The sequence below is a fragment of the Bradyrhizobium sp. genome (genome assembly GCF_027307225.1).
GTDB lineage: Bacteria > Pseudomonadota > Alphaproteobacteria > Rhizobiales > Xanthobacteraceae > Bradyrhizobium.
On the sequence record NZ_DAHUXJ010000062.1, the window covers coordinates 1 to 8,152 of the forward strand.

The following is an 8,152-nucleotide window of genomic DNA, read 5'->3' on the forward strand; positions in this document are numbered from 1 at the left end:
AGAGGGCTAACCCGGCAGCAATATCCATGGCATGACCAGGCTGGCGGAACCGTCCACGCTTTCCGGCTCCTCCGAAACTCAACAACGAAGGCGACAGATCACGAGCTACAAAAATACGACATCTTCACCCGCTACGGACACGTCAAATTGGGCCGAAGCACCGACAGCCCGGTCACGGCAGCTGCGGCACCTTTTCGTGAAAATCGGTGGCCCGCTGGAATGCCCCGCCGATCCGCAGCAACGTCGCTTCGTCGAACGAGCGGCCGATCAGTTGCAGCCCGACGGGAAGGCCTTTGCGTGTAAAGCCCGACGGAATCGCCAGCGACGGCAGGCCGAGGTAGTTGATCGGACGGGTGAAGCGCGTCAGCCGCTGGATCACGGCGTCAGCGCCCGGGCTGCCACCGACATCGCTTTCGCCGATGGTCGGCGCGGGAACCGGCGACACCGGCGCGATCACGGCATCGACATCAGCGGTAGCCGCTTGATGGGCCGCCAGTGCCGGGCCGCGCCAGCGCATGGTTTCGAGATAGGTGATGGCGGAGATTGCGAGCCCGTTCTGAAGCCGCATCAACACCTGCGGCCCGTAATCCTGCGGGCGTTCTATCAGCCAGCGCTTGTGAAACGCGGCCGCTTCCACGGCGAGCACCAATTGCGCGGCGCCCGAGAGCTGGCGCTGATCGGGCAATTCGACCTGAACGACCTTGGCGCCTTCGCGCTTGAGGGTTGCGATCGTCGCATCGAGTACGCGTGCCACTTCCGCGTCGAGATCATCGACGTAGAAGGAACTCGGCACGCCGATGGTGATTCCCTTCATCGATTGCGCGGACGCCGCCGCGTAATCCGGCACCGGCACAGTGAGCACGGTGGGATCGGCAGGATCGGCACCCGCCATCAAGCCGAGCAGGACGGCGCAATCTTCCGCCGTGCGCGCGAGCGGCCCGACGGTGTCGAGCGATTGCGACAGCGGCATCGCACCGGCGCGGCTCACGCGCCCAACCGTCGTCTTCAATCCGGTCACACCGCAGAAATGCGCCGGCATCCGGATCGAACCGCCGGTATCGGAGCCGAGCGCCGCAAAGGTCAATCGTGCGGCAACGGCGGAACCTGATCCGGACGACGAGCCGCCGGTGATGTGGTCAAGCGCGAAGGGATTATGCACCGGACCGAAGTGCGCATTGTGGCCGGTTGGACCGTAAGCGAATTCGGCCATCTGCAACGAACCGAGGCGAATCGTGCCGGCATCCTTGAGGCATTGCAGCGCCGTCGACGTCGTCGTCGCGACGAAATCGCGGCGAATGCGCGAACCGCAGGTCACGACCTTTCCGGCTTCGTAATACATGTCCTTGTGCGCCATCGGTACGCCATGCAGCGGCCCGTGGCGGCTGCCTTTGGCAAGCGTGGCGTCCGCGGCATCGGCTGCTTTCAGGGCTTCGTCCGCCTCGATCGCCATGAAGGCGTTCAGATGCGGCTGCCATTGCGCGATCCGTACGAGACAGGATTGCGTCACCTCGCGCGAGGAAACGCGCTTGTCGGCGATGGCGCGCGCGACCGCGCTCAGCGACATCAATGCCGGTTCGGTGCTCATCGCCTCGCCTTTTCGGTCTGAACCAACACAAAGGTCGACGGCTCGAGATCGAAGGGCAGCGTGCCTGCGATCGCCGCAAAGGCATCCAGCGCCGGTCCAACGGAGGTGACGATGCGTCCAGCAACCTCCTTCTCGACCGGCACGCCGGCGGCCGCGGCAATGGTGCCGACCTCTTTCTCCGTGGGTTTTGTCATGCGGATTTTTCTCCTGCTTGTTCTTGGCTTTACGGCTGAATCCCGAGCCCTGGATCGACACCGCTCAAACGATCACATCGGCGCAGTCCACGCAACACAGCCGCGCGCCGCCGCGCCAACGCTATTTGGTCAATAGTGCGAAGGCGCCGTTCCAGTCTTCGGGTGGCGGATTTTCCTGGTAGTCGCGAATGCGCGTCTCGTAGAGCTTGTACAGATAGCCGAGTGAACCGGCGTCATCCTTGCCGCGACCGCGCTCGATCGAGGCGAGCGCGCCTTCCCAATCGCGGCCGCGATAGCAGGCCAGCATCTCGATGGTCAGGTTGCGCAAGGTCTGAAACCCGGCCGACTGGGCAACGTCTTCGCGCCCGGCAATCGCGTAGATGACCTCCGGCTCCTTCTTTCCCTTCACCATGATGAAGTCGAGTTCGAGGATGGCAAATTTGTCCTTTGCCGCCAGCGCCGTCTTCGAGCCGGCGATGATCGGAAAGCCATATTCCTTGGATTGTCCCTCGAGGCGCGAGGCCAGATTGACGCTGTCGCCGAGCACGGAATAGTCGAAGCGGAGGTTCGAACCCATGTTGCCGACGACGCAGACGCCGGTGTTCAAGCCGACGCCGACGTTGATGGGAATATACACGCGGCCGCCATTCTGCGCCTCGAGCTCGCGCTCCTTGTTGAGGGCGTCGATCTTGGCCAGCATGTCGAGCGCCGCGTTGCAGGCATTGATCTGATGCTCCCTGTCGTCGAGCGGCGCGTTCCAGAACGCCATGATCGCGTCGCCCATATATTTGTCGATGGTCCCTTTGCGGGCGAGAATGGCGTCGGTCAGCGGCGTCAGAAAGCGGTTCATCAGCGCCGTCAGGCCCTGCGGGTCAGCCTTGTAGGACTCCGAAATCGAGGTAAAGCCGCGCACGTCGGAGAACATGATCGTCATCTCGCGCTCCTCGCCGCCGAGCTTGAGTTTTTCCGGCGATTGCGCGAGCTGCTCGACCAGGGCCGGCGAGATGTACTGGCCGAAGGCCGAGCGGATCTGGCGGCGCTGCGCCTGTTCGCGGACGAAGCTTGCAAAGATCAGGGTCAGGTAAATCACGGTAGTCGACAGCAGCGGAAAGGTGAAATCGATCAGGAGCCGATGCTCCTTGTAGAAATACCAGGAGGTGCCGACGAGCACCGAAGCGAACAGCGCGCCGACGCTGACCAGCGTCACCGGCCCGAGATTCGGTGTGAAGACAATGACGAGAACGCCGAGAACGAACGCCCCGAGAAGTTCGACCCCGATTGCGTAATTCGGCTGGGCCAGCACCGCGTGGGCGAGCGCGGCCTCCAGCACCTGGGCATGCACCTCGACGCCCGGCATGGCTGGCGCAACCGGCGTGGTCTTGAGGTCGTTCAGCGTCGCCGCCGAGGTGCCGATCAGAACCAATTTGCCTCTGATCTTGTCGACCGGCGCGGTTCCGTCGAGAACGCTGGCCGCCGACACATAAATCGACGGATCACGGCGCGCGAAATGCACCCAGAACTGGCCGTTCTTGTCGGTCGGAATCTCCAGCCCCCGCAGCGCGATGCTTTTGATGCCGTTCTTGTCGTATTTGGTGAGGATGGTCGGGGTCCCCGAAATGACCCGAAGCATTTCCAGGCTGAGCGAAGGCATCATGTGGCCCTGCGCCAACAACACCATCGGCACCCGTCGGATGATGCCGTCGCGCTCCGGCACGATTGTCAACAGACCGCGGCCCGCGGCGACCTTTTCGAGAACCGGAACGTTGCGCAACAGCCCGGCAAATTCATAAAAATGCGGCTCGGTGCTGCCCTTGTCGCCCCGCGAGGCGAATCCGGTAAAGGGAAGCTCCTTGTCGATGTCCGATACGACCGATGGAAGCCCGGTCTCGCCGAGCACCACACGCGCGCGACGGATCGAATCGGCGAACACCTGATCGTTGCTCGGCAGCTCGCGCAGCTTGCTTCGGGTCAGCTCATCCAGGTAGCGCATGGTGTTGGCCGCGACATCCGGGTTGAGCCGGTCAGGCTCGGAAAACACCACGTCGAACGCAATCGCAACCGCGCCAAGATTGGCAAGGTTGATGACCATGTCCGCCAGGTGCGTTCGCGGCCAGGGCCACTGCCCAAACTTCTTCAGGCTCGGTTCGTCGATATCGACGATGGTGACCGGGCGCGCCGTCTTCACGCGGGGATCGAAACGCTGGTAGAAATCGAAAACCCTGACCCGGAGCTCCTCGATCGGCGCGAAATCGGCGATGCGCAGCGCCGCGATGCCGATCAGCAGGACAAGGCACGCCAGTCGCGAATAGCCGAACTTCCGTCCGAACCAGCGCCGGATGATCTGAAGACGTTTCATGCCGTTCCGATATCACGACGCGGGGAATTGATCACGAATCTTTGCGCCGGCGGGGATGCGGCCGCGGCGAATCCCGGAATTCCAATCGATTCCGGCGTCCGCAGACGAGGGGCCGCTCGACCATGCGGACGCCCGATCGGGGCACTAGACGACGTGGAAATCGCCGGCGTTCAGCTGCGCCTTGGCAACGCCATGCAAGGTGATGCTGTCATGGGCATCGATGGCGATGACCGAATTTCCGTGGCCGTCGTCACGGACCGCGCTCAGCGCGGCCTGAGTATCCGCGAAGATCGCACTGCCGACCTGAAGCGTATCGGTCGCCGGGTGGAAATTCGAGATCGCGGACTGGCCGACGTTGGCGAAATGGAACACGAAATTTTCGCTGGACGCCGAGCCGCTCAAGGTCTGGTTCGGCGTGGACGCGACGACCGTACTGGCCGGGGCCGCGCTGTTCACGGGGGGATCGACGATCAGCGTGCCGCCATTGCCATCGTTTTGGATGGTGAAGTTCGCCAGCTGGTAGTTTCCACTGAAATTGATGCTGTCGAACGCCTGTCCGTTGACGTCGTACAATGTCAGCGTTCCGGTGCTGTTGGCATTTTCCGCATAGGTCGTCTTGCTCGTCGCAACATTGGCGAAATTGATGTCGGTAACGTCGATCAAATCGGAGTTTTCCGTCGTGCCGCCGCCGGTAAAGCCCGCGATCGTTCCGGTGAAATCATGAGAGTCATTGAGGAGGAGTTCGCCGGTATTGCCGCTGGTGTTCGTAAAATTGACTGCGGCCGAACTCGCACCGGAGATGCCGAGCACATCACCGCTGTCGATCGTGTTAGTACCCGTCGCCGACGGGTCATCGAGCAGCGTTCCGCCATGTCCGTCTGAGTGTATTTCGAACTCAGCCGAGAAGTTGCTCCCGATGGTCACGTGAAGTGAAACCGAATCATGGCTGAGGGTGTTGGTGATCGTCACGTCGTGAGTGCTGTTGCTATAGCTGACATGCATGTGCCGTGTGTCGCTGAACGCCAGGTCGGTCAGATCGACGTGATTTTCCGCATTCTCGGGGTTAGCTTCGACGAGGCCGGCGATCGTTCCCTTAAAATCATGGGAATCATCGAGAATGAGCAGACCAGCGCCATTTGCCTGCTCGAACGTCACGGTCTGGCCGGCGGAAACCGCGCCCCCGATTTCGAGCGCGGAGTGGGCGAAGATATTGATCGCGCCTGTCGACCCCGTCGTGTTCGTGATATTCCCGGTGATGTCGACAAAAGCTCCCGAGTGACCACTCGCGTTGCCGGATGCGATCACTCCGTCGTTAAGGACGTCGCCGTCGATTTGTAGTGCGGAGCCTGGCGAAGCTTCCAGAACGCCGCCGTGGTTGTTAGCAACCAAATTGGCGCCGGTATCGATAATCAGCTTATTTGTTCCGTTGGCATCGATCGTGCCGAAGTTGACCAGCGTCAGGTGACTGTCACCGATCGCGCCGGCGCCGGAGATCGTGTCGTAATTGGTCAGCGTTGCCGCCGAGCCGTCGCTGACGATGAAATTATGGGAGCTGTCGCCCATCACCACGTCGCCGCCGCCGGTCAGCGCAACGTTTCCGGAGATTTTCAGCCCGGTCCAATCGCCGAAAGAATTGAGCGCTATCCTGCCGGCATCGACGATTGTGCCGACCAGCTCCAACGCCGTACCGTGGGTTACATAGACGGTCGTGCCGTGGGCAATTGTGACACCCTCAAGCGTGCTGCCGGAGAAATCGAAAGGCGCCGTTGATATTTGACCCGCCCCTGCCAATGTGCCGCCAAGGACGGTGGCGTCATCGAGGACGAGCTTGCCGGGGATGGTGACGTCGATTTCGCCGCCATTGCTGATCGTACCGGTCAGTTCGAGCTGGCCGGCCGACGCCATCAGCGTCGTGTGGTCGGCAATGGTAACATCACTCGTGACGCTATCGGAGTTGCCGGCCGCCGTGGCGATCGTTCCTAGCCCGCCGAGCTCGCCCCCATAGAGCGCAACGTTGTCCAGATTGACCGCGACGCCCATGCCCTGATTGGCGTCGATCTCGCCATAGTTGAAGATGTTCCCGGTCAATTCCAGAACACCGACCACCGCCGTCACAATCGTGCCGAGCTCAAGCGTCAGGCCGCTAAACAGCCCGAAGCCCCCGTTCAACGTGCTGCTGATGTTGCCGGAAGATGTCGAGATCCTCCCTACCAGCGTGCCGAGATTGATGGCGGTGTTGGCCAATTTGAGGATGCCGTTGCTGCCGAGCGTCTCGAACGTGCCGTTGAAGTTGTTGACCGTCGTATTCGTCAGGGTGAGCGCAGCACCATCGGCCTTCACGATGCCGAAATTGACGAAGCTGGAAGTGTCATTGATCGAGCTGGCAGCGGTGACATCGATGGTGCCGCCGAAATTGTTGACGATACCGCCATCGATCGCGCCGCCATCGAACGTCAGCAAGCCGTTATGATCGACCTGAACGGTTCCGTTCGCGGTGTGACCTTTGGTCGTCACGCTATTGGCGACGACCTCCCCGCTCAGCACCAGTCCCGCATTGGCATCGACTTCGATGGTGCCGGTATTGGTTGTCGGCGTCGGGTCGACGGTGAGCGTCCCGCTGACGATATCGATATTGCCGCGATTGATGATCGTTGCGCCGGTGATAAAGCTGTTACCCGTTGAATTGAGACCCCCGACGAGATCGAGGGTGGCGCCACTGATAGTGGCGCTGTCAAATCCGAGCGCGGTGCCACTACCCACCAGAATCGTGCTGGTGGAATCGATACCAGTGAGGATCGTTCCATCCACGAGCACATTGTTGAGCGTCAGAGTGACGCCGCTTTCAATGGTCACCTGGCCATTGTTCAGGTTGGCATTGACGACCGTCGGCGGCCCGTGCGGATTGACAGTGACCGTGCCGGTGATGGAACTGTTGCCCGCAACATCAATCGCACCGTTGTCGGTGATGGTGCCGCCGGTGATGGATGTATTGTCCGTCAGCGTGAGCGTCACCAGCGGATCGATGATCAGCTGATTGTTGTTGGTGACGGCAACGTCGTCGAACGTGGCTCCGCCGGTTTTGATCTCGACAACACCCTCGTCGTCGCCCCTTGGATCGTGAATCAGCAGCTTGCCACCGCTGATTTTCGTGCCGCCATCGAGCACCAGCGTCACGGTGGTCGACCCGACCGCCCCGTCAATCCGGATCGTCCCCGAATTCGTCACGTTGACGCCGTCGAGCGTCGCACCGCCTGCGCCCTCGACATCGAGCGTGCCGGCAGCAGCAATCGTCATGTGGCCGTTGGTGATCGAAGTGCGGTCGTCGAGCGCCAGGATCGAGCCGACGCCGATCCCGATCGTGCTCGGCGCGTCACCACTGGTACCAGTGACCGCCACGCCATCCAGCGTCGCCCCGCCCTCGCTCTCGACGTCCAACGTGCTGCCACCGGCAATCGTCATGGCGCCGTTGCTGATATAGGTGCCGTCCTTAAGCGTCAGGATCGAACCGGCTTCCGTGATGGCTCCGATCTCGATCGCACTCAGCCCGCCGTCGTCGCTGGTGCCGGTCACCGTGACGCCATCGAGCGTCGCGCCACCTGCGCTCTCGACGTCGAGCACGCTGCTGGCGCCAAGCGTAATTGCGCCCTGGGTGATGGTGGCTCCGTCCGCCAGCATCGGCTTGGCGCCGCTGTCGATCTGCAGGGTTCCGCCAATGTTGGCGATATCGACATCGACATTGAGGGTGCCGCCGGCAAGCTCGATCGTGCCGGAATTGGTGATGCTGCTGTGGTCCTTGAAATCGCCGCCCTGCTGCAGCGTCAGGGTGGCGGAATTTTGCAGCACGCTGTGCTGCAGGATTTCGGCGAGGCCGCCGATGCTGAGGTTGCCGAAATTTTTCAGGATCGAATCGGCATTCAAGTGAAGACCGCCGCTGCCAATCGTCAGCGTATTGTGGTTGTCGAGTTCCGGGGGAGTGTCCCCCAGATCGTTCATGGTCACGGATCGGGCGAACGCCGC

5 protein-coding genes are annotated in these 8,152 nt (G+C 61.7%); 1 reads left to right on the forward strand and 4 read right to left on the reverse strand.

Going from position 1 to position 8,152, the window contains the following annotated elements:
* Window positions 1–172: 172 nt before the first annotated feature.
* From M6D32_RS10675 to M6D32_RS10690, 4 genes are all read right to left on the reverse strand, one after another.
* The gene (locus M6D32_RS10675) at window positions 173–1,585 is read right to left on the reverse strand and encodes an amidase (RefSeq protein WP_298255869.1); all 1,413 of its coding nucleotides are present in this window, start codon (window positions 1,583–1,585) and stop codon (window positions 173–175) included.
* Entirely contained in the window at window positions 1,582–1,779 is a 198-nt protein-coding gene (locus M6D32_RS10680; RefSeq protein WP_298255870.1) for a hypothetical protein, read from the reverse strand. The genes M6D32_RS10675 and M6D32_RS10680 overlap by 4 nt, the downstream gene beginning before the upstream one ends.
* A 121-nt stretch (window positions 1,780–1,900) precedes the next feature.
* A complete protein-coding gene (locus M6D32_RS10685) occupies window positions 1,901–4,135 on the reverse strand; it encodes an adenylate/guanylate cyclase domain-containing protein (protein WP_298255871.1) in 2,235 nt (744 codons plus the stop codon).
* 144 nt (window positions 4,136–4,279) lie between these two features.
* Entirely contained in the window at window positions 4,280–7,309 is a 3,030-nt protein-coding gene (locus M6D32_RS10690; protein ID WP_298255872.1) for a hypothetical protein, read from the reverse strand.
* Between M6D32_RS10690 and M6D32_RS10695 the strand changes: the two genes are divergently transcribed.
* Window positions 7,253–8,152, forward strand: a 900-nt coding sequence (locus M6D32_RS10695) for a hypothetical protein (protein ID WP_298255873.1), incomplete at its 3' end; no start/stop codon positions are given. The genes M6D32_RS10690 and M6D32_RS10695 overlap by 57 nt on opposite strands.